Origin of the sequence: Mycetohabitans sp. B3, assembly GCF_021498065.1 — a bacterium.
Classification (GTDB): domain Bacteria; phylum Pseudomonadota; class Gammaproteobacteria; order Burkholderiales; family Burkholderiaceae; genus Mycetohabitans.
Genome location: NZ_JAHLKN010000010.1, coordinates 55,520 through 76,761, shown reverse-complemented (window position 1 = coordinate 76,761; position 21,242 = coordinate 55,520). Strand labels below are relative to the sequence as shown.

21 protein-coding genes are annotated in these 21,242 nt (G+C 61.8%); 8 read left to right on the top strand and 13 right to left on the bottom strand.

Annotated elements, in window-relative coordinates; genetic code table 11:
* Window positions 1-16: 16 nt before the first annotated feature.
* Genes KQH55_RS01910 through KQH55_RS01890 form a run of 5 tightly spaced genes read right to left on the bottom strand, consistent with a single transcriptional unit; the run spans window position 17 to window position 5,391 of the window.
* Window positions 17-1,333, bottom strand: coding sequence for a sulfate adenylyltransferase subunit 1 (locus KQH55_RS01910; RefSeq protein ID WP_235090095.1), 1,317 nt, complete (start codon window positions 1,331-1,333; stop codon window positions 17-19).
* Between the two features lie 47 nt (window positions 1,334-1,380).
* Window positions 1,381-2,343, bottom strand: coding sequence for a sulfate adenylyltransferase subunit CysD (gene cysD, locus KQH55_RS01905; protein WP_076797010.1), 963 nt, complete (start codon window positions 2,341-2,343; stop codon window positions 1,381-1,383).
* 26 nt (window positions 2,344-2,369) lie between these two features.
* Entirely contained in the window at window positions 2,370-3,134 is a 765-nt protein-coding gene (locus KQH55_RS01900; protein WP_235090094.1) for a phosphoadenylyl-sulfate reductase, read from the bottom strand.
* Window positions 3,131-3,700 carry a DUF934 domain-containing protein gene (locus KQH55_RS01895; RefSeq protein ID WP_076797009.1) on the bottom strand — a complete coding sequence of 190 codons (570 nt, stop codon included), beginning with the start codon at window positions 3,698-3,700 and terminating at the stop codon, window positions 3,131-3,133. Before KQH55_RS01895 ends, KQH55_RS01900 begins: the two co-directional genes overlap by 4 nt.
* Window positions 3,701-3,708: 8 nt before the next feature.
* Window positions 3,709-5,391 carry a nitrite/sulfite reductase gene (locus tag KQH55_RS01890; RefSeq protein ID WP_235090093.1) on the bottom strand — a complete coding sequence of 561 codons (1,683 nt, stop codon included), beginning with the start codon at window positions 5,389-5,391 and terminating at the stop codon, window positions 3,709-3,711.
* A gap of 218 nt (window positions 5,392-5,609) precedes the next feature.
* Here KQH55_RS01890 and KQH55_RS01885 point away from each other — a divergent pair, with 218 nt between their 5' ends.
* A complete protein-coding gene (locus KQH55_RS01885) occupies window positions 5,610-6,554 on the top strand; it encodes a CysB family HTH-type transcriptional regulator (protein ID WP_235090092.1) in 945 nt (314 codons plus the stop codon).
* A gap of 852 nt (window positions 6,555-7,406) precedes the next feature.
* Here KQH55_RS01885 and KQH55_RS01880 read toward each other — a convergent pair.
* Window positions 7,407-8,717 carry a hemolysin family protein gene (locus tag KQH55_RS01880; protein ID WP_076785363.1) on the bottom strand — a complete coding sequence of 437 codons (1,311 nt, stop codon included), beginning with the start codon at window positions 8,715-8,717 and terminating at the stop codon, window positions 7,407-7,409.
* 217 nt (window positions 8,718-8,934) lie between these two features.
* Here KQH55_RS01880 and KQH55_RS01875 point away from each other — a divergent pair, with 217 nt between their 5' ends.
* Window positions 8,935-9,636, top strand: a complete 702-nt coding sequence (locus tag KQH55_RS01875) for a pseudouridine synthase (RefSeq protein ID WP_076797005.1) — start codon at window positions 8,935-8,937, stop codon at window positions 9,634-9,636.
* A gap of 163 nt (window positions 9,637-9,799) precedes the next feature.
* Window positions 9,800-9,991, top strand: a complete 192-nt coding sequence (locus tag KQH55_RS01870) for a hypothetical protein (RefSeq protein ID WP_076787369.1) — start codon at window positions 9,800-9,802, stop codon at window positions 9,989-9,991.
* Window positions 9,992-9,998: 7 nt separating this feature from the next.
* Here the strand turns inward: KQH55_RS01870 and KQH55_RS01865 are convergent, their stop codons facing one another.
* Window positions 9,999-11,096, bottom strand: a complete 1,098-nt coding sequence (locus KQH55_RS01865) for an NAD-dependent epimerase/dehydratase family protein (protein ID WP_235090105.1) — start codon at window positions 11,094-11,096, stop codon at window positions 9,999-10,001.
* Window positions 11,097-11,273: 177 nt separating this feature from the next.
* Here KQH55_RS01865 and KQH55_RS01860 point away from each other — a divergent pair, with 177 nt between their 5' ends.
* Window positions 11,274-12,305: a CDP-6-deoxy-delta-3,4-glucoseen reductase gene (locus KQH55_RS01860; RefSeq protein ID WP_076797004.1), complete on the top strand. Its 1,032-nt coding sequence runs from the start codon at window positions 11,274-11,276 to the stop codon at window positions 12,303-12,305.
* A gap of 302 nt (window positions 12,306-12,607) precedes the next feature.
* A complete protein-coding gene (locus tag KQH55_RS01855; protein WP_076797003.1) occupies window positions 12,608-13,795 on the top strand; it encodes an acetylornithine transaminase in 1,188 nt (395 codons plus the stop codon).
* Between the two features lie 84 nt (window positions 13,796-13,879).
* Here the strand turns inward: KQH55_RS01855 and KQH55_RS01850 are convergent, their stop codons facing one another.
* Genes KQH55_RS01850 through KQH55_RS01835 form a run of 4 tightly spaced genes read right to left on the bottom strand, consistent with a single transcriptional unit; the run spans window position 13,880 to window position 17,569 of the window.
* On the bottom strand, window positions 13,880-14,596 hold the full coding sequence (locus tag KQH55_RS01850; protein WP_076797370.1) for an ABC transporter ATP-binding protein: 717 nt from the start codon (window positions 14,594-14,596) through the stop codon (window positions 13,880-13,882).
* Between the two features lie 25 nt (window positions 14,597-14,621).
* Entirely contained in the window at window positions 14,622-15,398 is a 777-nt protein-coding gene (locus KQH55_RS01845; protein WP_076797002.1) for an ABC transporter ATP-binding protein, read from the bottom strand.
* Window positions 15,399-15,426: 28 nt separating this feature from the next.
* A complete protein-coding gene (locus KQH55_RS01840; protein WP_076797001.1) occupies window positions 15,427-16,596 on the bottom strand; it encodes an ABC transporter ATP-binding protein in 1,170 nt (389 codons plus the stop codon).
* A gap of 22 nt (window positions 16,597-16,618) precedes the next feature.
* Window positions 16,619-17,569 (bottom strand): branched-chain amino acid ABC transporter permease, encoded by a 951-nt coding sequence (locus KQH55_RS01835; protein WP_076797369.1) that lies wholly within the window; start codon window positions 17,567-17,569, stop codon window positions 16,619-16,621.
* An 801-nt stretch (window positions 17,570-18,370) separates the two neighbouring features.
* Between KQH55_RS01835 and KQH55_RS01830 the strand changes: the two genes are divergently transcribed.
* On the top strand, window positions 18,371-18,655 hold the full coding sequence (locus tag KQH55_RS01830; RefSeq protein ID WP_076785369.1) for a hypothetical protein: 285 nt from the start codon (window positions 18,371-18,373) through the stop codon (window positions 18,653-18,655).
* Here KQH55_RS01830 and ispH read toward each other — a convergent pair.
* Both ispH and KQH55_RS01820 read right to left on the bottom strand, forming a co-directional pair.
* The gene (gene ispH / locus KQH55_RS01825) at window positions 18,644-19,597 is read right to left on the bottom strand and encodes a 4-hydroxy-3-methylbut-2-enyl diphosphate reductase (protein ID WP_076785370.1); all 954 of its coding nucleotides are present in this window, start codon (window positions 19,595-19,597) and stop codon (window positions 18,644-18,646) included. The genes KQH55_RS01830 and ispH overlap by 12 nt on opposite strands.
* Window positions 19,598-19,605: 8 nt before the next feature.
* Window positions 19,606-20,061, bottom strand: a complete 456-nt coding sequence (locus KQH55_RS01820) for a peptidylprolyl isomerase (RefSeq protein ID WP_076797000.1) — start codon at window positions 20,059-20,061, stop codon at window positions 19,606-19,608.
* Between the two features lie 91 nt (window positions 20,062-20,152).
* Between KQH55_RS01820 and radC the strand changes: the two genes are divergently transcribed.
* A complete protein-coding gene (radC, locus tag KQH55_RS01815; RefSeq protein WP_076785372.1) occupies window positions 20,153-20,872 on the top strand; it encodes a DNA repair protein RadC in 720 nt (239 codons plus the stop codon).
* Window positions 20,873-21,004: 132 nt separating this feature from the next.
* The gene (gene rpmB, locus KQH55_RS01810) at window positions 21,005-21,238 is read left to right on the top strand and encodes a 50S ribosomal protein L28 (protein ID WP_041753083.1); all 234 of its coding nucleotides are present in this window, start codon (window positions 21,005-21,007) and stop codon (window positions 21,236-21,238) included.
* The last annotated feature ends 4 nt before the right edge of the window (window positions 21,239-21,242 follow it).

The window sequence follows — 21,242 nt, the reverse complement described above, 5'->3', positions numbered from 1 at the left end:
CTCACAATGTGATATATCACGCCGAATGGGCACGGATCATGCCAGCGGCGACCGTATGGTGGGTCACGTCGTCGATTAGCACGAACGCCCCGGTACCTGGATGGGTATCATATGTGTCCACAACCACCGGCTTTTGCAGCGTCAATGACACCGTGCCGATATCGTTCATTGCCAATGCGTTCCGCCCGGTGGCATGCGACAATGTATGCACATCGAGCACCCGCTCGATCGCGCTAACGCGCGCAAACACAGTCGCGCTCATCTGCTTGAGCAGGTACTTGCGCTGCGGTGTCAATGGCGCGTCGTCGAACCAGCACAGGTCCGCCTGCAGCTTGCGGGCCGGCGTCGGAACATCGTCCGCGGCAACCAGCGTATCGCCGCGCGATACGTCGATATCCTCGGCCAGACGCACCGTCACGCATTGGCCGGCAAACGCGCGATCGACCGAGGCGGTGCCACCTGGCACCGGCGCGATGATCTCCGCCACGCTCGCCCGGCGCGGGTTCGGCAGCACGGTCACGGTCTGCCCGACCTCAATCTCGCCGGATTCGACGCGCCCCATGTAACCGCGGAAATCATCCGCCTGCGCGCCGTCCTGCCGCGCGACCCACTGCACCGGCAGACGCAACGCCGCGTTCACCTGCGGGTCTACCGGCAGCGACTCCAGCATATCCAGTAGCGGCTCGCCGGCATACCACGGCATGCGCTCGCTCGCGGCGACAATGTTGTCGCCCTTGAGCGCCGAGACCGGCACAAAGCGCACGTTGGCCAGACCCAGCTGCGCGGCCAGCTCGGCGTAAGCATCGCGAATCTGGTTGAAACGTTCCTCGCTGAACTCGATCAGATCCATCTTGTTGATCGCGACGATCACATGCGACAAGCCCAGCAACTTGACGATTGCGCTATGGCGCTTGGTCTGCGGCAGCAGCTGCGTGCGTGCCGCATCGTCCACGCTGACCCGCGTTGCGTCCACCAGGATGATCGCCGCGTGCGCAGTCGACGCGCCAGTCACCATGTTGCGCGTGTATTGTTCATGCCCCGGCGTGTCCGCAATGATGAACTTGCGCTTGGCAGTGGCGAAGTACCGGTATGCCACATCGATCGTGATACCCTGCTCGCGCTCGGCCTCCAGCCCATCGGTCAACAGCGACAGGTCAATGTCCTCGCCGACGGCGCGCTTGTTCTTCGCGCGCGACAGCGCCGACAACTGGTCGGACAACACGGCCTTGCTGTCATACAGCAAGCGCCCGATCAACGTGCTCTTGCCGTCATCGACACTGCCGGCGGTAATGAAACGCAGTACGCCGAGGTCTTCAGTCTGGTTCAGGCTCATGGTGTTTTACGTCAATTCGTATCGGGACAGGGAACCGGTGCGGGCGCTCAGAAATACCCTTGCTTCTTGCGCTGCTCCATCGCCGCCTCGCAGGTTTGGTCATCCATTCGGGTCGCGCCGCGTTCGGTGATCTGCGTCACCGCGGTCTCGGCAATGATCTTCTCGACCGTGTCCGCGTCGCTGGCGACTGGGCAGGTGCAACTGATGTCGCCGACGGTGCGAAATCGCACCAGCAAGGACTCGCTAGTCTCTGCGTCGCGCTTGGGCGTGAGCGGCGTGACCGGCACCAGCAGGCCGTTGCGGCGCACGATCTCGCGCTCGTGCGCATAGTAAATCGACGGCAACTCGAGGTTTTCGCGCGCGATGTACTGCCAGACGTCAAGTTCGGTCCAGTTCGAGATCGGGAACACACGCAGGTGCTCGCCTGGATGCAGGCGCGTGTTGAACAAGCTCCACAGCTCCGGCCGTTGCGCTTTCGGGTCCCATTGGCCGAACTCGTCCCGAAACGAGAAAATCCGCTCCTTTGCCCGAGCCTTCTCCTCGTCGCGGCGCGCGCCGCCGATCATCGCGTCGTAGCGGTGTGCGTCGATCGTCTCCAGCAACGTCACCGCCTGCGCGGCGTTGCGCGAATCGGTTTCGCGCCGCAGCCGTACCGTGCCGCGCCGGATCGAGTTCTCGACGTGACCCACCACCAGGTGCGCGCCGATCTGCGCAGCGCGGCGGTCCCGGAATGCAATGACCTCCGGGTAGTTGTGCCCCGTGTCGATGTGCACCAGCGGAAAAGGCAGCTGCGTGCGGCGCCCCGGGCCGAGGCCGAAGGCCTTGAGTGCGAGATGCAGCACGACGACTGAGTCCTTGCCACCTGAGAACAACAGCGCCGGCCTTGCGCATTCGGCCACCAACTCTCGCAGGATATGGATCGATTCCGCCTCGAGCCAATCCAGGTGGTCCATGCGCGTGGCCATGTTGCGGCGGGGAGTGATGTCCGTCGGTTCGAGCAACGTGCTCATAGTCGTCCTCAATGCTTCGATTCGGTTCAAGATTGGGCTGGCGCGCCCGGATGCAGCCCGCACTCCTTCGAGTCGCGGCTTTCCCACCACCAGCGTCCGGCGCGGCTATCCTCGCCAACGCGGATCGCACGCGTGCACGGCTCGCAGCCGATGCTTGGGTAACCGCGCGCATGCAATGGATTGACCGGCACGTCATACGCCTTCAGGTATGCCCAGACATCGGCCTCGGTCCAGTCGGCAAGCGGGTTGTACTTCGCGATGCCGCGCGCCCCATCTTGCTCTCGTTCAGGAAGTTGAGCACGGGTGACCGATTGCTCGCGCCGCTGTCCGGTCATCCACGCTTGCGCGCCAGCCAGCGCGCGATTTAATGGTTCGACCTTGCGAATCTCGCAACACCGCTTGCGCAGCTCAATGCTGTCGTAAAACGCATTCAGCCCATACTCGCTGACATACGCGTCGACTGCATCCTGCTGCGGATGCCATTGTTCGATGACGTAACCATAGCGCTGCCGGACCTGCTCAATCATGCCGACCGTCTCGGCATGCAGCCGTCCGGTATTCAGCGAGAAGATAATAATCGACCGTTTGCGCGACAGAATCGCGTGGGTCAGTAGCATGTCCTCGGCGGCCAGGCTGCTGGCGAACTTCACACACGTATGGCTCGCCGCAATGGTGGCGAGCAGCGCATCGAGCTTCTCGATGCGCTGCTTGCGTTGCGGCGTGAGCGGCTCGGCGTGTACGAGCGGATCGCGCGGCGCCGCACGCCCGAACGTGACGACGGTTTCGCTCATGACTGGCCCGCCGCGCCCGCGTGGCTGGCCACCGCGGCTTGCACACGGCGCCGGAACAACGGACGCGGCTCGTCGAACGCACCCTGATAGCGCACGCTGAACTCGTCGAACGCCTTCAACGCGTCATGGATGTCCTTGTCCGCGCGCACCGCAAACGCATCGAAGCCGCAGCGTGATAGGTACAGCAGTTGATCGCGCAACACATCACCGATCGCCCGCAGCTGCCCCTTCCAGCCATAGCGCTCGCGCAACAGCCGCCCAATGCTGTAGCCCCGCCCGTCGCGGAACACCGGAAAGTCCACAGCAACCAGCGCAATGTGCTCCAGGTCGTCGGCCAATTCGGCCGGCTCGCTGTCCGGCGCGAGCCACACGCCGCGCTGCGACTTGTCGCGCGCGGCGAGCAACGCACCGCGCTCGGCTTGCCAGTACGACAGCGGCACGATGACGCGGCCCGCCGGCAATGACCGGACGGGCGGCAGCGAACCGTCCTGCGCGGCACGCACGACGCTCCAGTCGTCGTCCACGACCTGGCGTTGTCGGATGATTTTTTCAATGGCTTGGGTCATCTTCCACCTCACGCGTGCGCCGGTTGGCGCGCCGCGTACACCCGTTCCTTGAACGGCGCAATGCCGATCCGCTTATATGTATCGATGAAACGTTCGTCATCGACGCGATGCTCGACGAACGTATCGATCACCTTAGTGATGACCTCCGGCACCTCATCGGCCGCGAAAGACGGCCCGATCACCCGGCCCAATGCCGACGCGTTGCCTTGCTCGCCGCCAAGCGAGACCTGGTACCACTCGGCGCCATCCTTGTCCACGCCCAGAATGCCGATATTGCCGACGTGGTGGTGGCCGCACGAGTTCATGCAGCCGGAGATATTCAACGACAGCTCGCCGAGGTCATACACGTAATCCAGGTCGTCAAAGCGCTGCTGGATTGCCTGTGCAATCGGGATCGACTTCGCGTTGGCCAGCGAACAAAAATCGCCGCCCGGGCAGGCGATGATGTCGGTGAGCAACCCGATGTTCGGCGTGCCGCAGCCGATCTCGCGGGCCTTTCCCCACAGCGTATACAAATCGCCCTTCTTCACGTTCGCCAGGATCAGGTTCTGTTCATGCGACACGCGGAGTTGACCGAAACTGTACGCATCGGCCCAATCGGCAAGCGCTTCCATCTGCGTATCGGTCACATCGCCCGGCGGCTGATATTTCCACATGGCGCCGGGTTTCAATGACAACGTCACCGCGGCATAGCCCGGTACGCGATGAGGGTGCGCATTGCGCTCGACCCAGCGCGCGAATGCTCGGTTCTCCAGCAAGTGCTTTTCGAACAACGCGTCGGTATCGGACAGCTTTTCATACGGGGGCGGCACGAAATGCTGCGCGACGCGCTGCACCTCGTCGCAGGTCAGTGTCGAGGGGCCGTCCTTCAAGTGTTGCCACTCCTGCTCCACCTGCTGCGAGAACTTGTCTTTGCCGAGCGCCTTGACCAGGATCTTGATCCGCGCCTTGAACAAATTGTCGCGACGGCCGAACCGGTTATACACCCGCAGCACGGCCTCACAGTACGTCAGCATGTGCTGCCACGGCAAATCCTCCTTGATGATCGTGCCCAGAATGGGCGTGCGGCCCATGCCGCCACCCACCAGCACGCTGCACACCACCTCGCCCTCGGCGTCGCGCTTTAGATAAATGCCCAGGTCATGCAACTGCACAGCGGCACGATCCTGCGTCGCGCCGGCAACAGCGATCTTGAACTTGCGCGGCAGCCACGCAAATTCGGGATGGAATGTGGACCATTGGCGTAGCAACTCAGCCCATGGACGTGGATCGACAATCTCGTCCGGCGCGACACCGGCGAATTGGTCAGCGGTAATGTTACGGATGCAGTTGCCCGAGGTCTGGATCGCGTGCATCTGCACCGACGCGAGCTTGCGCAGGATCTCTGGCGTTTCCTCCAGTTTGATCCAGTTGAACTGCATGTTCGAGCGCGTCGAGAAATGGCCGTAGCCACGATCGTGCTCGCGTGCAATGCGCGCCAACATTCGCAACTGGTCGCTGCGCAGGTTGCCGTACGGAACCGCAATACGATGCATATAGGCGTGCCGCTGCATGTACAACCCGTTTTGCAGTCGCAGCGGGCGGAACTCCTCCTCGGTCAGTTCTCCGGACAAACGCCGGCGGACCTGATCGGCATATTGCCAGATGCGCTCGTCGACGATCGTCTGGTCGTACGGGTCGTATTGATACATGTAGGGCCCCAGTCTTTCGTGTGCGTTGCGCGCCGACAGTGCACTGCGCCGGCCCACTCTTCCCGGGTAACATACGCGCCGCCGCCCCGTTCAGATAATCCGCCATTTGCAAAGCACAAAAACAGATATCGATATTGGAAAAGCTGGGGAAATCGTAATAGACTCGCTTTATACGTCAAACGACTAAAAAATTCTGTCTATATGCGGAGGGGTTATATATGAACCTGCATCAGTTCCGGTTCGTGCGCGAGGCCGTCCGTCAGAATTTCAACCTAACCGAGGCGGCCAAAGCCCTGTATACCTCGCAGCCTGGCGTATCGAAGGCGATCATCGAGTTGGAGGATGAACTTGGCGTCGAGATCTTCACCCGGCACGGCAAGCGCGTGCGCTCGTTGACCGAACCTGGCAGGATCATCTTGTCCTCGGTGGAAAAAATCCTGCAAGAAGTCGAAAGCCTAAAAAGGGTCGGAAAAGACTACGCAGCGCAGGACGAAGGCAATTTGGTGATCGCCGCGACCCACACGCAAGCGCGGTATTCATTGCCACAGGCGGTGGCCGAGTTCAAAAAACGGTTTCCAAAGGTGCATCTGTCCATTCTGCAAGGCAACCCGACCCAGGTTGCCGACATGGTCCTGCACGACCAGGCCGACCTGGCCATCGCGACCGAGGCCGTCTCGACGTATAAGGACCTAGTCTCGCTGCCGGCATTCCAGTGGCATCACTTGGCGGTCACGCCACCCGAACATGCGTTGCTTGACAAAAAGCAACAGATCACGCTGGACGATCTCGCGCAATTTCCGTTGATCACCTATGACAACGCGTTCGCGGGGCGCTCGAAGATCGACCAGGCGTTCGCTTTGCACGGACTCACACCGGACATCATCCTCGAGGCGATCGACGCAGATGTCATTAAGACCTATGTCGAACTAGGCCTGGGCGTGGGGATCATGGCCGACGTCGCATTCAACGCAGAGCGCGACCGGCAGCTACGCGCAATTCCCGTTGGTCGCCTGTTCGGCACCAACACCACACGGGTTGCATTAAAACAAGGCACCTACCTGCGCGGCTATGTCTATACATTTATCGAATTGCTCTCGCCGGCGCTGAACCGCAAGTGGGTCGAACAGGCGATGCGGGGCAACGCCAATGCGTATGAAGGGTGAGGTGAGCGAACATCTGCGTTGACATGCTTGCCGAGCGTGCCGAATTGCGACATAATCACGGTTTGCGTCGCGCGGTGACCTCGGTCCTACGCGGATTAGCATCACTCATAGATAGTGAATGTGAAGTAGTGTTGCAAACTGCTTCACCGTTTTGCCCGGGTGGTGAAATTGGTAGACGCAGGGGACTCAGACCAAATTTGAGCCCTTCAGGGGAAACCCCGGAGGTGAAGCCCGTCAAACTCGGTGAAGGCCCTGGACGCAAGTCCGAGCTAATGCCGAGCCAAGCCTTGGCGCCGAGAGGTGCCTTGGAAGGTGTAGAGAGCAGACGGCGGGCACCTAAGGCCAAAAGGCTAAGGTGAAGGCGTGCTCCAGACCACGAACGTTCTCTCTCGAGAGGGCGGCGGCGAAAGCCGAAGTGGGAAGAAAATCCCCCGCCGCAAGGCGTGCCGGTTCGATTCCGGCCCCGGGCACCAACAGATATTTCGGCTAAGCCGCAGTATTCGGACAAACCCCGTGAGATCAAGGTCTCACGGGGTTTTTCTTTCGTCGGTATTCCAGCTCGACACATGGACTGCCTGCGGCAACCATTTCCGCGTCACGCTCAAAGGCCGATCGACCTCCTCAGGTAGTTTCCCGATGGCAGTAGGCGCAAAGCGGCGAGCACCCTGACCATCAGCTCCGCCGGCTCCAGTGCGCGCGCGCATCGAGCACAGCATGGCAATGGCTTGGCCTCATACGCGATTATTTGCTGCACCGCGACAGGTTCGAGGACCGCCTGATGCCGCTGCGTCGGTTTTGCCGCGGCGGCGTGAAGCACCAGGCAGGCTGACGCGGACAATGGGCTCGGCGCTGCTAAGCTGTCGCGCCTTGCGGCGTTTTCGGCCAGACCTTAACCGTCACGATTCGCGGACCGACTCGTTCGTTGACGGTGATTAGGCATGAGCCGAAGTCCACGCTCTGCCCCTGCTGCGGTAATTCGCCCAGTTTGTCCAGGATCATGCCGCCGACCGACTCGGCCGACTGCTCACCAAAATCCACGCCCAGCAGGTGCTCGAGCGAAACGATCGACAGGCTGCCGCGACCGATCACGCTGCCATCCGGCTGCCGTTGCCATTCAACGTCAGTTGCGCGCGTATCGTCCCGGATTTGGCCCACCAGCGCTGCAAGCAGGTCCGGCAACGTGACGAAGCCGACCGGCTTCAGCCCGGGACGCCCGATCACCGCAAAGTGAGGCGCACCCGAGCGAAAGCGCCGCAGCAGTTCGAGCGCGGGCATCTCAGGCAACACCTCGAGCACGGGGCGCGCGAGTTCGCGCAGGTCGCGCGATGTATGCCCTTCGAGACGACGAAACAGCAAGTCTTTCACATCGACCATGCCAAGCACCTTGTCGCCGCTTTCGTCGAAGAGCGGATACCGACTGTAGCGGCTCTTTGCCGCCAACGCCAGATTCGCGTCGAATGACAGACTCACGTTGAAGCTCACCGCGTCGCGCAGCGGACGCATCAGGTCGGATGCGGTCAGTTCGCCGAACTCCAGCGAGTGCGACAACGTACTAAGCTCGTCGCTCGAGAACTGCCGATGGGACCGACTCGCACGCACGATCAGCTTCAGCTCGTCACGACCATACGGGGCTTCAGCCTGCCCGGCGTCCGACAGGCCAAACCACGCGAGCATCCGGTTCGAGCTAACATTGAGCAGTGCAATGGCCGGATACATGATCCAGTAGAACAGGTATAGCGGCACGGCGGTCAGCAGGCCGGCGCGCTCCGGCATCCGGATGGCGAGCGATTTCGGCGCAAGCTCGCCCGCTACGATATGCAGGAACGAAATGATCAGGAACGCCAGCGCCAGCGCGATTGCGTCGGCAAGCGGCGGCACGATTTGCAGCATGCCGAACAGCGGGGCTAACAAATGGGCAAACGCCGGCTCTCCCAACCAGCCCAGGCCGAGCGATGCAAGCGTGATGCCGAGTTGGCAGGCTGACAGGTAAGCGTCCAGATGGGCATGCACGCGCGACAATACGCGGCCCCGCCAGCCATATTGCCGGGAAATGGCCGCTACCCGCGTGCCGCGCAGCTTGACCAGCGAGAATTCCGCGGCAACGAAGAAACCATTGAGAAAGACCAGCAGCAGGGCAGCAACAAACGCGAGAAATGTCTGCATCAGAAAAATCGAACCAGCTCACCGACGCGCGGGAACAAAGGGCCATTGTATGTCAGCAAGGTGACGATGTCGGATCGGCCTGACGCACAAGTGTTGCGCACTCGCTCACACGGGGCCCGCCATCGGCAAGCCGCGACGCGCCGGTGCGCGGGCACGCGATAACGGGCGCAGTCTACATCGACCGCAGCGGACGATGGCATTGTTAGAATCCCGACGCATGAACCTCGAAAGCATTCTTTTTTCCCAAGGCTTCGGATCGCGGCGCGAGTGCAGAGCGCTCGTCATCCGAGGCGCAATCACGATTAACGAGCAACGCTGCGATGATCCGAATGCCGTCTTCGAGACGGCGGGGCTGGTGTTCCACGTGCACGGCGTACGCTGGGAGTATCGGCACAAGGCCTATCTGGTCTTGCACAAACCCCCCGGGTATGAGTGCTCACACGCGCCGCAGCACTATCCGAGCGTTTATAGCCTACTTCCCCCTGCGCTGATCACGCGCGGCGTGCAATGCGTGGGCCGCCTCGATGCGGATACGACGGGCCTGTTGTTACTCTCCGACGATGGGGCCTTTATCCATCGGCTGGGCTCGCCCAAGCGCAAGATACCGAAGACGTACGTCGCCACCACGCGCCATCCAGTGCAGGACACTCAGCTTAATGCGCTGCGTCAGGGAGTGCAGCTGCACGGCGAGCCGGCGGTGAGCGAGGCACGCTCGGCACGGCGGCGCGATGAACGCACGATCGAATTGGTGCTCACCGAGGGAAAGTACCACCAGGTCAAGCGGATGATTGCCGCCGCGGGCAACCGTGTCGAGCAACTCCATCGCGAGGCCATCGGGGGGTTCGTCCTGCCCGCGTCGCTCGCGCAGGGGCAGTGGCAGTGGCTCGAAACCAAAGAACTGGGCATGTTGACGGGATAAAGCGAACGGCATAACCGATCTTCGGCACCCTGGCAAGCTGCGGACCTTCCTGTACGCGTCAGCTCGGGCGTGCCGCTGCTGCACTGCAACATGCTTTCCGCAGTCATGTGTCTATACTGATAAATAAGGACGCCATCGGGCGTATGCTGTGGAGGACGGCACCATGATCACCGGCGACACCTTCGAGATCACCTATATGATGATTGCGTTCGCACTGCTTGGCGCAATACTGATTGGGGCCCTGCTGACCGCGCTTCATCTCAAGCGTAAGTACCATCCCAACTTGATCGGCGCGATCCTTGGCGCACTGCTGTGTTTCGCGATCATCGAGGCCATGCCGATGCTCGCGTTGTGAACAGCGCTCAACGGTGCACACTCGACAATTGGCGCGCATGCTCGCGCAAAAAGTCTTCGACACTCGGGTAGCGCAACTTGACCGAGAGTTCATCGCGCAAACGTTGGTTGGCCAGGCGGCGGGATTCGCGCATAAACGATAACAATGCCGCGTCGAGCGTGGCCTCGGCCTGTTGCCGGGTGATGCGCGGCACCGGGCGCAATCCGCATGCGTGAGCGATACGGTCGAAATACTCGCCCATTTTCCAATGCGTAGCGTCGACCGCATGAACGACGCGCTGCGGACGGCCGCGGAATAACGCCCGAACCGTGATAGCGGCGAGGTCGTCCGCATGGACGTGACCGGTATAAACGTCGTCCACATCGCACAAAGCCGGCGTACCGCGTCGCAGCCGCTCCACGGGCAACCGCTCGATGGCATAGATCCCGGGCACCCTGAGAACCGACACCTTGACAGATCCTCGTGAGCCAGCGCGACGCAATTGGCGCTCGGCCGATACACGGCGCACCGCGCGCGCGTTGACCGGCCGCACGGGCCACGTCTCATCGATGAGCGCACCATTGCAATCGCCGTAGACCCCTGTGGTGCTCAGATAGACAATGCGTACTGGCGGCGGCTGGCGCAGCGGGCCCGGCGGCCAACGTCGGTGCCGCACAGCGCGCGGTGACCGCTCGGGTACAATGGCGTTCTCGGTCATGAGGCGCCCGACAATCGCATGCGTGCTGCCTACGGCGCGACGCGTGACGATGCGCTGCGTACCCATGGCGACGCGCGGTGCACGGGCAGCGTGCCGCAGACCCCGCCGCGCGCCCAACGCAGCCAAGAGCGCAGCGGTGCGGCGATCTGTCGCACCATAGGCTTGCGGCGGCGCCAAATGTAGCATTTCTCGCGCCACGCGTGCGGCGCGCGCCAGCGAACGCCGGTCGTCGAGATCGCCAAGCAGCGGCACGAGCCCGGCCGAGCGCAGCGATGCGAAACGTGCCGGCTGGGTCGTCAGGGCGAACACGCGAAAGCGTTCGCGCAGCCATGCCGCGCAGCGCAATCCGACATCGCCACAGCCGACCACCAGGATGCGGGGGCGGCCAAAAGCACGGCGGCGCGGCAGCCCGGCCCGCCACCCAGGCGCACCACCGCCGCTGCGCCCAGGCGACGCGGCGGTGGAAACCGTGGCCACTGCATGCGGCGCCGTGGCACACCATTGGAAAGATCGGCTGGAAAAGGTCATTGGGTGCATTGTAGCGGGCCGGCCGATCCAACGTTTTTGTTATTACTCGATTGAACTATGGTATTCAACGTAACGATCCGACAGAGCGGCAAGCAATTCCAAGTCGAAGCCGACGAACCGGTTCTAACCGCGGCGCTGCGTCAGGGCATCGGCTTGCCGTACGGCTGCAAGAACGGCGCATGCGGCTCATGCAAGGGCCAACTCGTGAACGGCAGTATCGAGCAGCGTTCGCATTCGTCATCGGCGCTGTCGAACGACGAAAAAACCCGCGGCATGGCGCTATTTTGCTGCGCCACCGCGCAATCGGACCTAGAAATCGATATCCGTGAGATCGCCGGCGTGGGCGACATGCAGGTCAAGAAGCTGCCGTGCCGCGTCAATGCACTGGAGCGCGTGGCGCACGACGTGATCGTGCTTAAGCTGCAACTGCCGGCCAATGAACGGCTGCAATATCTGGCGGGCCAGTACATCGAGTTCATCCTGAAGGACGGCACGCGCCGCAGCTATTCCATGGCGAGCGCACCACACCATGAAGGCCCGCTCGAGCTGCATATCAGGCACATGCCGGGCGGCGTGTTCACCGACCACGTGTTCGGTGCGATGAAGGAACGCGATATCCTTCGCTTCGAGGGCCCGCTCGGCACGTTCTTCCTGCGCGAGGACGCCGACAAACCGATCGTGCTGCTCGCATCGGGAACAGGCTTTGCGCCCATCAAGGCGATCATCGAGCATGCGATCTTCAAGGGCATCACACGGCCCATGACGCTGTACTGGGGCGGCCGCCGGCGCAACGATCTGTACCTGGCAAGCCTGGCCGAGCAATGGGCGCGCGAAGTGCCCGGCTTCAAGTTCGTGCCGGTGCTCTCCGAACCCGATCCGGCCGACGGCTGGCAGGGCCGCACGGGTTTCGTTCATCGTGCCGTCGTCGAGGATCTGCCAGACTTGTCCGGGTACCAGGTATATGCTTGCGGCGCCCCAGTGATGGTCGAGGCCGCGCAGCGCGATTTCACCGCGCATCACGGCTTGCCGGCCGACGAGTTCTATGCGGACTCGTTCACCAGCGCAGCAGATCTGGCAAACGCGGTCTGACCAGGTCGCATGGCGGTGGGCCCGCATCAAGCTTCGTGTCGAGCAAGTGCAATGCAATTTCCGGTTTACAATCGGCGCTTGCGTCGCGTATTCTTCGCGGATGATTCGCGCTCAAGCCCATCTCCGACGTCGCCGCTCGCTGCTTCCATAGGGAAGCCGCTGGCTCGTTACGGACTGTCGCGCTGAATTACCGCGCACCGGATTACCAAGCCACGGACTTCCGTGGCTTTTGTTTTTTCCGGATCCTTTGCCCTGTTGATCGTTGCGTGCGATCGCATTCCCGTTGAGCGGAGAGACTTGCCATGAATTTTCAGGATTATCCAATTCAGTCGCTGATGTACATCACCGACCGTCCCGACATCGTTTTCACGCACGGCAACGGATCGTGGCTACACGACAACAACGGCAAGCGCTATTTGGACTTCATCCAGGGCTGGGCGGTCAATGCGCTCGGGCACTGCAACGACGCGATGATCGACGCGCTGAACCGGCAGGCGCGACGGTTGATCAACCCGAGCCCAGCGTTCTACAACGAGCCGATGGCGCGGCTGGCGAAGCTGCTGACCGACAACAGTTGCTTTGACAAAGTGTTCTTCGCCAACAGCGGCGCCGAAGCCAATGAAGGGGCGATCAAGCTCGCACGCAAATGGGGCCGCAAGTTCAAGGGCGGCGCATACGAGATCATCACGTTCAACCATGGCTTTCACGGCCGCACGCTGGCAACGATGTCGGCAAGCGGCAAGCCCGGCTGGGACACGCTGTACGCGCCGCAGGTACCCGGCTTTCCGAAGGCCGAGTTCAACGATATCGGCTCTGTCGAGAAGCTGATCACCGACAAGACTGTTGCGGTGATGCTCGAGCCGATACAGGGCGAAGCCGGCGTGGTTCCCGCGTCGCGCGAGTTCATGCAGCAATTGCGGGCCCTCACGCGCGAACGCGGCGTGCTGCTGATCGTCGACGAGGTGCAAAGCGGCTGCGGCCGCGCTGGCACGCTGTTCGCTTATCAGCTCAGCGGCATTGAGCCGGACATCATGACGCTGGGTAAGGGTATCGGCGGCGGCGTGCCGCTGGCCGCGTTGCTCGCCCGAGATGAGATTGCGTGCTTCGAAGCCGGCGACCAGGGCGGCACCTATAACGGCAACCCGTTGATGACCGCGGTCGGCGAAGCGGTGATATCGCAGCTGGTCGCGCCGGGCTTTCTCGAGCGCGTGCGCGAGAACGCCCGCTACCTGAGCGATCGGTTGCTTGCGCTGTCTGACGCGCGCGGGCTGGCCGGCGAGCGCGGCGAAGGCATGCTGCGCGCGTTGCTGCTCGGCCGGGACGTCGGGCCACAAATCGTCCAAAAAGCACGCGAACTGGCGCCGGAAGGACTGCTGCTCAATGCCGCCCGCCCTAACCTGCTGCGCTTCATGCCGGCATTGAACGTGACGCGCGCCGAGATCGACCAAATGTTCACGATACTCGACAACGTGCTGGACCAGGTGCTGTGAGTCCGAGGGGCGACGCCGGCATGCGGGCCGGCGCCGGCCCGAAGCGCCGGGCGGGCATGGACGCCCGGCCGGCGCGCGGCTGGCTCACTCGCCGAGGTAGGCGACGCGCACCTTCGGATCATCCAGCATCTGTTTGGCGTCGCCGGACATCGTGATCGCGCCGGAGTCCATCACGTAGCCGCGGTTGGCTGCTTGCAGCGCAAGGCGGGCGTTCTGCTCGACCAGCAACACCGTCATGCCTTCCGAGGAAATCGCCCGCACCACCTCGAAGATCTTCTCCACCATGATCGGCGACAGGCCCATCGACGGCTCGTCGAGCAACAGCAGCTTGGGCCGCGACAACAGCGCACGCGCCATCGCCAGCATCTGCTGCTCGCCACCCGAAAGTGTGCCCGCCCACTGCGTGGCGCGCTCCTTCAGGCGCGGGAAAAAACCGAACATGCGCTCCACATCGGCCTTGATGCCATCCGAGTCGGTACGCAGATACGCGCCCATCTGCATGTTTTCCAGGATCGACATACGCGCGAAGATGCCTCGGCCCTCCGGCACCATCGCCAAACCCCGCTTGAGCAATTCGTGCGTGGGCACGCCCTTGATCGACTGCCCCCGGTAGAGGATATCGCCACCAGCCCATTCCTTAATCCCGGTGATCGCCTTCATCGTCGTGGTCTTGCCCGCGCCGTTGGCACCGATCAGCGCGACCAGCTCACCCTGCTCGACCTTCAGGTCCACTCCCTTGACCGCCTGGATACCCCCATAGGCCACCTGCAGTCCCTTGATCTCCAGCATTGCCCCATTCATTGCGTTCACGTCGCTCGTCGCCATCTCAATGCACTCCTGCGCCTAGATAGGCTTCGATCACTTTCGAGTCCTTGCGCACGTCCTGCGGCAGGCCATGCGCGATGACCTTGCCGTAATCCAGCACTGTCATGCGGTTGCACAAGTGCATCACCAGCTTCACGTCGTGCTCGATCAACAGGATGGTCTTGCCATCGTCGCGGATCTTCTCCAGCAGTCCCGTGAGTTCGACTTTCTCGGTCGCGTTCATCCCCGCGGCTGGCTCGTCCAGGGCGAGCAGCTTCGGGTCGGTCGCCAGCGCCCGTGCGATCTCCAGCCGCCGCTGGTGACCGTATGACAAATTGCGGGCCGTGTAGTCGGCATACTGCAGCACGCCCACATAGTCCAACAATTCCAGCGCGCGCTCCTTGATCTCGCGCTCTTCCTGCCGCTCGGCCGGCGTTTGCAATATTGCGCCGATCAAGCCGTGGCGCGTACGCACGTAACGCCCGACCATTACGTTCTCCAGCGCCGTCATCCCGCCGAATAGCCGGATGTTCTGGAACGTGCGCGCGATGCCGGCCTTGGCCACCTGGTAGACCGCGGTTGGCGTGTACGGACTGCCGTCCAGCACGAACTCGCCCGAATCTGGCGTGTACAACCCGGTAATCACATTGAAAAACGTGGTCTTGCCCGCTCCGTTCGGGCCGATCAGCCCATAGATCTCGCCCGAGCGCACCTCCAGCCCGACATCGGACAGTGCCTGTAGGCCGCCAAAGCGCTTATTGACGCCCTTCACGGATAGCCGAAGCGTTTGTTCACTCATTGCTGTTGACTCCGTGTCTACAGGTGCGTTACGCACGCAAGGCCTTTTTGCCGTTGCGCCGCGCGGTCTTGATGAGCTTGTCCTCATGCTTAGCCGCCGGCCACAATCCTTCCGGCCGATACAGCATGATCACCACCATCGCCAGACCGTACAGCAACTGCCGGATCACTTCCGTGTCAAGGATTTGATGACCAAAGATTGCGTTCTGCAACGGTCCCATTGTCGAGCGCAGGAATTCCGGGAATACCGCAAGCAGCACCGCCCCGAGGATCACGCCGGGAATATGCCCCATGCCGCCGAGCACCACGCACGCGAGCACCACCACCGATTCCCAGAAGGTGAACGACTCCGGCGACACGAATCCCTGGAATGCACCGAACATCGCGCCGGACAGCCCACCGAATGAGGCGCCCATGGCGAACGCCAGCAACTTCACGTTGCGTGTGTTAATGCCCATCGCCTTCGCGGCGATCTCGTCTTCCCGGATCGCAGCCCAGGCGCGGCCGATACGCGAGTGCTGCAGTCGCGTGCAGACAAAGATCACAAACAGCGAACAGAGCACGAACAAGTAGTAATACAGGTAGACCGACGGGAATTCGACGTCGAGCAGTTCGTGGGTCTGCGCGAGATTGAAGCCGCCGATCTGCACCGGATCGATCCCCGTGATGCCCTTCGGACCGTTGGTCACGTTTACCGGGCGATCCATGTTGTTCATGAAGATCCGCACGATTTCACCAAAGCCCAGCGTGACGATCGCCAAGTAGTCGCCCCGCAGACGCAACGTCGGTGCGCCGAGCAACACGCCGCACACGGCGGCCAAGGCCATCGCCACCGGCACGATCAGCAGAATCGATACGTGCAGCCCGCCGGGCGCCAGATGCGCGATCCACTCGAATTGGCTGGTGAGATGGGGTGAGGACAGCAGTGCGGCCGTATAGGCACCCACGGCATAGAATGCGATGTAGCCTAAGTCCAGCAGTCCGCAGAATCCCACCACCACGTTCAGCCCCAACGCCAGCATCACGTACAGCATCGCGAAGTCCAGCACACGCACCCAATAAGGCCCGCCCACGGCGCCAATGAGCAGTGGCGCGCAGACAACCAGCGCTGTCACCAGCAGCATGACCCCATGGTTCTTAGCCGTCTTCGTGACCAGAATCCGTGTCGGGGACGGCTCGATAGGTTGAATGGAAGTCATATTAAGTGCTCCTCAAGACGTGTCAGGCACGATCGGCAACGCGCTCGCCCAATAAGCCGGACGGACGCAAGACCAGCACGAGGATCAGCACCACGAACGCAAACACGTCTTGGTAGTTACTGCCGATCACTCCGCCGGTGAAATCACCGATGTAGCCAGCGCCCAGTTGCTCAATCAGCCCCAGCAGCACGCCCCCCACCATGGCGCCGCCCAGATTACCAATGCCCCCCAGCACCGCTGCCGTGAATGCCTTTAAGCCCGGGATGAAGCCCATGTAGAAGTGCACGTTGCCGTACTCGGAGGCGATCATCGCGCCAGCCAGGGCAGCCAGCGCCGAACCAATCATGAACGTCGCCGAGATCACGAAGTTCGGGTTCACGCCCATCAAGCTGGCCACATTCGGGTTCTCCGCGACCGCGCGCATTGCTCGTCCGAGCTTGGTCTTGTGCACCAGCAGCAGCAGAGCGACCATCACGACAAATGCCGTGACGATGATCACCACTTCTGTGGGTGAGATCACGGCGCCGGGCGACGTATCGGTGGCCTTGATGACATTGATCGGATCGGTGGAAATCAACTGCGGAAACGACAACGGATTGCGTCCCCAAATGACCATCGCTAACGTCTGCAACAGAATGGAAGCGCCGATGGCGGTGATCAGGGGAGCCAGCCGCGGCGCACGACGCAGCGGCCGGTACGCCACCTTCTCGATCGTGAAACCGAGGCACGCACAGACGGCCGCGGCGATCACCAGTGCAAGGACCAGCGTGAGCACGTTGCCTAGTCCGGGGAAGTGCGCTTGCAGCACGCTGACCGCCGAAAGCGCGACCATCGCGCCCACCATCAATACGTCGCCATGCGCGAAGTTGATGATGCCCAGAATCCCGTACACCATCGTATAGCCCAGCGCGATCATCGCGTAGACGCTGCCCAGCACCAGACCATTCAAGATCTGTTGGATAAAAATATCCATCGAATGCTCCTTGGACCGTACGCCACGGACCGCAACCTGGCCGTAGGTGACGGCGTGACGATGCGAAGCGCGCGGTGCTCCTGGTACCCCAATGAACCGGTAAAGGTCTGCCGCCGACGACATTGGCGTATTCGTCATGAAAATACGTCAATTGGCGTGGCGGATACGAAAACGGCACCGAGGATTAGCCCGGTGCCGCAGCGTTATACGCCGTTGTCAACAAGTTCGATATGGCGCATTACCTCGCTGTAGTCAGTGAGCCGCACACGACCTGGCGCCGAGGTCTGCCTGTGGGCAACGGCCCAAAAACCGTTGCGCACGCATAACCCGCGACGGGCGGGCTCGATGCCGATGGCTCGATGAGCCACTTGGATAGTGTTTAAGTGACAGACCAATTTCGTCAATGGACAACTCATTTTCTGCCCCGTGCGAATCGCGGCCCCACTTTCCGAATATGACGCTGCGGCCAAATCCGCCAGTCTTCGTTTCATCCTGCTGCGTGCGATCGGTGTACGCCGCAAGCGCGTCCCGGATACAGTGCCAACCAATCGGTCCCCCATGAAGAGGTCTTCCGCGCCTTACAGCAAGACGACTTTCGTCCCTGAACAGGTCACGAAACGCGCGCATTGTAACTCCGTTTTTGCAGTGGCCAATATTCAAAACCACGCCTGATTTGGCGAAGTGCATGCGCCGGCCGCGTCGGCGAAAGACGAAGGCTGCCATTAATACTGACATCGCATATACCTAGCCAGTATCCATTCATGGATTGAGGTAAGCCGTGTCAAAAAACCCTGTTTCACGATGAAACTGGAACCCGAGCTGCGCGGCGCTTTCATGGCCGAGGCCAAAGCAACGCACCACCCGGCGTCCCAAGTGGTGCGCGATCTAATGCGCGATTTCGTCCAGCGCCAACGCGAAGCGCGGGAGTACGATGCATTTTTAGGCGTCGCCCGCGATCTCATGGTGAACACAGCACCCATGCGGCGGCGAAGCCCCGTTGACTGCATAAGAGGCCGCACGCAAAACTTTGCGCGCGTCGACGCCGCCTCAGGCGCAAGACGGCGCCGCGATGGCTCAGACTTGTAGCGCCAGCCCTTTGGGCAACGGGAAGGAAACATTTTCCTGGACGCCATCCAGCGTCCGGACTTGGCAAGCACCCAATTGACGCAACCGCTCAACGACTGCCTGTGCCAGTGCCTCGGGTGCCGAGGCGCCCGCCGTCACGCCGACGCGTTGTTTGCCGTCCAGCCAGGCAGGATCGATTTGCTCCGGCGCATCGACCATGTAGGCCGGCACGCCCCGCTTTTCCGCCACTTCGCGCAGGCGGTTCGAGTTGGAACTGTTCGGGCTGCCGACGACGATCACGACGTCGCACTGCGGCGCCATGAATTTCACCGCATCCTGCCGGTTCTGCGTCGCGTAGCAGATGTCTTGCTTTTTCGGCTCGCGAATGGCGGGAAAGCGCGCCTTCAGCGCGCCGATCACCTCCATTGCATCGTCAATCGACAGCGTGGTCTGCGTCACGTACGCAAGCCGGTGGGGATCGGCGACCTCTAGCGCAGCGACATCCGCCGCGGTCTCGACTAAGTGCATGCCTGCATTGGCCTGCCCCATCGTACCTTCAACCTCCGGGTGACCGCGATGGCCAACCATCACGATCTCGCAACCTTCAGCACGCAGCTTGGCCACCTCCATGTGCACCTTGGTGACCAGCGGACAGGTGGCGTCAAAGACCCGCAATCCTCTGTCAAGCGCGCGGGCCCGCACTGCCTTTGGCACCCCGTGCGCGCTAAATATCAGCGTCGCACCGTGCGGGACGTCGTCGAGCGATTCAACGAATACCGCGCCCTTGCGACGCAGGTCGTCCACGACATAGGCGTTATGCACGATCTCGTGACGCACATAGATCGGCGAACCGAACAGCGTCAACGCACGCTCGACGATCTCGATCGCCCGGTCGACTCCCGCGCAGAACCCACGCGGCTGTGCCAGTAATATTTCGCTCGGGTATTCGGTGGTTGCGGTCATGGCGCTTCCTACAGGATGCCGATGATCTGGACCTCAAAGGTCAGATGCTGGCCGGCCAGCGGGTGGTTGAAGTCGAACAGCGCGTACGTCTCGCCGACCTCCTTGAGCACGCCGGCATAGCGCGCCCCGCTGGGCGCGTTGAATTCGACCAAATCACCCGGAGAGAAATCCTCGTCGATCATCGAATTTTCACGCAGCGTGGCTAGCGAGACCTTCTGCACCAGTTCTGGATTACGCAAGCCGAATGCCTGCTCCGGCGTCAGCCGGATGGTCGAGTGGTGTCCGACCTTCATGCCGAGCAGAATGTCCTCCAGAGGTCCCGCGAGCTGTCCCGCGCCGAGCAACAGCGTCGCGGGCTTGTCGTCGAACGTGTTGACGATGTCCGCGCCCCCCTCCAGCGAAAGCCGGTAGTGCAGCGTGACATGGGAACCGGGCTTCACCTCGGAAATATCAATGATGCTCATGCGCAAGTTTTGAATACCGCGCGTCGCGGGCTGCGACCACGCAAGCTGTCATTGTAAGCCACCGCAGCGACACCAACATGGAGGTTAATCAATGCAATCCGGAACCGACGACTCGACGGCGCGCCGACATGTGCCGATCCCGATCCGCCAATGGCCGGAAAACGAGCGGCCACGGGAGCGATTGTTCGTTGCCGGCGCGAGTGCCCTGACCGATGCGGAGTTGGTCGCGCTGTACCTGGGCAGCGGCATTCGCGGACGCGATGCGGTCGGACTGGGTCAGCAATTGCTAGCGCGCTTCGGCTCATTGCGCGGGTTGTTCAGCGCGTCCCATGACGAGCTGATTCAAGTCACCGGCGTCGGACCGGCAAAGATTGCGCGGTTGCAGGCGGCCACGGAGATCGCACGACGCGCACTGGGCGAGCAGTCGCGCGAGCAGGCGACGCTGGATCGCCCCGAGATCGTCGAAGACTATCTGCGACTGATGATTGGCACCCGGCCCTATGAGGTGTTTGTTTGCTTGTTCCTCGACACCCGACTGCGTATGATCCATGCGGAAGAACTCTCTCGCGGCTCGTTGTCGCATGCTGCGGTCTATCCGCGCGAAGTCGTCAGACGCGCGCTGCAGACCAACGCCGCCGCGTTGATCATCGCGCATAACCATCCATCCGGCGCGGCGCAGCCCAGTGCGGCGGACCTGTCGATGACACGCACGCTCAAGGATGCGTTGTGCTTAATGGACGTCAAGCTGCTCGATCATTTCATCGTGACATCGGACACTATTTTGTCACTCGCGCGCCACGGACTGCTATAGCCGGGCGCGCGCGGCAGTCAGTGCGGATGACACAAACAGGTTGATTTTTCTTGTCTTTTTCTGCTAGGATTGCGGTTTGCCCGTACCACCCCTTTCGTATCACCCGAATTTAAGCGTATTAGGAGTGCTCTGATGGCACGCAAATGTCAAGTTACTGGGAAAGCGCCGATGGTCGGCAATAACGTTTCCCACGCGAACAACAAGACCAAGCGTCGCTTCCTCCCGAACTTGCAAAGCCGCCGGTTCTGGGTGGAAAGCGAAAATCGCTGGGTGCGACTGCGCGTTTCGAACGCGGGCCTGCGCCTGATCGACAAGAATGGCATCGATCCCGTGCTCGCAGACCTGCGTGCGCGCGGTGAAGCTTAAGGAG

What these genes read in the sequence shown, in the direction of transcription:
- KQH55_RS01910 (WP_235090095.1), bottom strand. Translation starts at nt 1,333, where the DNA reads ATGAGCCTGAACCAGACTGAAGACCTCGGCGTACTGCGTTTCATTACC.
- cysD (WP_076797010.1), bottom strand. Translation starts at nt 2,343, where the DNA reads ATGAGCACGTTGCTCGAACCGACGGACATCACTCCCCGCCGCAACATG.
- KQH55_RS01900 (WP_235090094.1), bottom strand. Translation starts at nt 3,134, where the DNA reads ATGAGCGAAACCGTCGTCACGTTCGGGCGTGCGGCGCCGCGCGATCCG.
- KQH55_RS01895 (WP_076797009.1), bottom strand. Translation starts at nt 3,700, where the DNA reads ATGACCCAAGCCATTGAAAAAATCATCCGACAACGCCAGGTCGTGGAC.
- KQH55_RS01890 (WP_235090093.1), bottom strand. Translation starts at nt 5,391, where the DNA reads ATGTATCAATACGACCCGTACGACCAGACGATCGTCGACGAGCGCATC.
- KQH55_RS01885 (WP_235090092.1), top strand. Translation starts at nt 5,610, where the DNA reads ATGAACCTGCATCAGTTCCGGTTCGTGCGCGAGGCCGTCCGTCAGAAT.
- KQH55_RS01880 (WP_076785363.1), bottom strand. Translation starts at nt 8,717, where the DNA reads ATGCAGACATTTCTCGCGTTTGTTGCTGCCCTGCTGCTGGTCTTTCTC.
- KQH55_RS01875 (WP_076797005.1), top strand. Translation starts at nt 8,935, where the DNA reads ATGAACCTCGAAAGCATTCTTTTTTCCCAAGGCTTCGGATCGCGGCGC.
- KQH55_RS01870 (WP_076787369.1), top strand. Translation starts at nt 9,800, where the DNA reads ATGATCACCGGCGACACCTTCGAGATCACCTATATGATGATTGCGTTC.
- KQH55_RS01860 (WP_076797004.1), top strand. Translation starts at nt 11,274, where the DNA reads ATGGTATTCAACGTAACGATCCGACAGAGCGGCAAGCAATTCCAAGTC.
- KQH55_RS01855 (WP_076797003.1), top strand. Translation starts at nt 12,608, where the DNA reads ATGAATTTTCAGGATTATCCAATTCAGTCGCTGATGTACATCACCGAC.
- KQH55_RS01850 (WP_076797370.1), bottom strand. Translation starts at nt 14,596, where the DNA reads ATGAATGGGGCAATGCTGGAGATCAAGGGACTGCAGGTGGCCTATGGG.
- KQH55_RS01845 (WP_076797002.1), bottom strand. Translation starts at nt 15,398, where the DNA reads ATGAGTGAACAAACGCTTCGGCTATCCGTGAAGGGCGTCAATAAGCGC.
- KQH55_RS01840 (WP_076797001.1), bottom strand. Translation starts at nt 16,596, where the DNA reads ATGACTTCCATTCAACCTATCGAGCCGTCCCCGACACGGATTCTGGTC.
- KQH55_RS01835 (WP_076797369.1), bottom strand. Translation starts at nt 17,569, where the DNA reads ATGGATATTTTTATCCAACAGATCTTGAATGGTCTGGTGCTGGGCAGC.
- KQH55_RS01830 (WP_076785369.1), top strand. Translation starts at nt 18,371, where the DNA reads ATGAAACTGGAACCCGAGCTGCGCGGCGCTTTCATGGCCGAGGCCAAA.
- ispH (WP_076785370.1), bottom strand. Translation starts at nt 19,597, where the DNA reads ATGACCGCAACCACCGAATACCCGAGCGAAATATTACTGGCACAGCCG.
- KQH55_RS01820 (WP_076797000.1), bottom strand. Translation starts at nt 20,061, where the DNA reads ATGAGCATCATTGATATTTCCGAGGTGAAGCCCGGTTCCCATGTCACG.
- radC (WP_076785372.1), top strand. Translation starts at nt 20,153, where the DNA reads ATGCAATCCGGAACCGACGACTCGACGGCGCGCCGACATGTGCCGATC.
- rpmB (WP_041753083.1), top strand. Translation starts at nt 21,005, where the DNA reads ATGGCACGCAAATGTCAAGTTACTGGGAAAGCGCCGATGGTCGGCAAT.